This window comes from Streptomyces sp. PA03-1a, assembly GCF_033792805.1.
GTDB lineage: Bacteria > Actinomycetota > Actinomycetes > Streptomycetales > Streptomycetaceae > Actinacidiphila.
Window position 1 is genome coordinate 1 of sequence record NZ_JARAVO010000477.1, and the last position, 1275, is coordinate 1275.

A 1275-nucleotide genomic window follows, 5' to 3' on the forward strand; every position below is an offset into this window, starting at 1 on the left:
CCATGGGGGTCCCCCCAGCCTTCGGCCGGGGGGACCCCCATGGGGGCATCCCGCCACACCCCCTCCTGCCGGCTTGGGCGGCTAACGGCCGGACGGGGTTCAGAGAGCGGTCCGGGGTTGCCGCAGGTGCCCGACGCCCCCCACCGGCCGTCATGCGCCCCGACACACGGGAGGGGGTGTGGCGGGGTGCGCCCGGAAGCGACGAGCGGCGGACCCGGTGCCGAATACTGCAGGGGTAAACCGCGAGCGCTGTGGGGGTCCCCCCGGCCGAAGGCTGGGGGAGTGCGCCGGCGCGGCCCCGACTCCGGCACATGGTGCGCAGGCCCGCACTGACCGCGCCGGGCAATCGGGAGGGGCGGGCGGGGGGATGCCCGCCGCAGGCGCCACGCACCGACACACGAACGACGGGCCGTACCGCGAACCCCGGTCCGCGAAGCGCAACGCACCCGCATGGGGAAACGGCTTCGCCTCGCAGAGCCCGCACCGTAAGAATGGCCCCGTGCGGTACCTGATCCTCGGCGCCACGGAGGCGCGCAGCCCCACCGGCGCGCCCGTGCCGCTGGGCAGCGGCAAGCGGCTGCGGGCCCTGCTCGCCGCACTCGCGCTGCACGCCCCGCACGCGGTGTCCACGGACGCCCTGATCGCCGAGGTGTGGGGCGGCGAGGGCGACGAGCCGCCCCAGGACGCTCCCGGCGCACTGCAGGCGCTCGTGTCGAGGCTGCGCCGCGCCCTCGGGTCCCAGGACAACACGATCGCCTCGGGCCCCGCCGGCTACCGCCTGGTCACGGCCACCCCGGACGACGTCGACCTCCACCTCTTCGAGCGCCTGGCACACGAAGGCAGTGCCGCCCTCGACGCCGGTGACCCCGACGCCGCCGCGGAGACCCTGGAGGCCGCGCTCGCGCTGTGGCGCGGCCCCGCCCTGGCGGACCTGCCCGACCGGGGTTCCGCCGCCGCCCGGGCGGAGGACCTGCGGCTGACCGCGACGTACCGCCGCATCGAGGCGTGCCTGGTGCTCGGCCGCGCCGGTGAACTGCTGCCGCAGCTGCGCGGGCTGGTCGCCGAGCACCCGCTGCACGAGCCGTTCCGGGCGCAGTTGATACGGGCGCTGCGCGCGACGGGCCGCTCCGCCGACGCCCTGGCCGCGTACGAGGACACCCGCCTGGCCCTCGCCGACCGCCTCGGCACCGACCCGGGCGCCGAACTCAAGACCCTGCACGCCCAGTTGCTGTCGGCCGAACCGCAAGCGCCGGCCCCGACGGCCACTCCCGCCCC

The 1275-nt window shown here is 77.1% G+C and carries 1 protein-coding gene; it reads left to right on the forward strand.

Annotated features, from left to right (window positions below; genetic code table 11):
- Positions 1 to 499: 499 nt before the first annotated feature.
- Positions 500 to 1275 (forward strand): AfsR/SARP family transcriptional regulator (locus PV341_RS45020; RefSeq protein ID WP_500361032.1); only part of this gene is annotated, 776 nt, incomplete at its 3' end.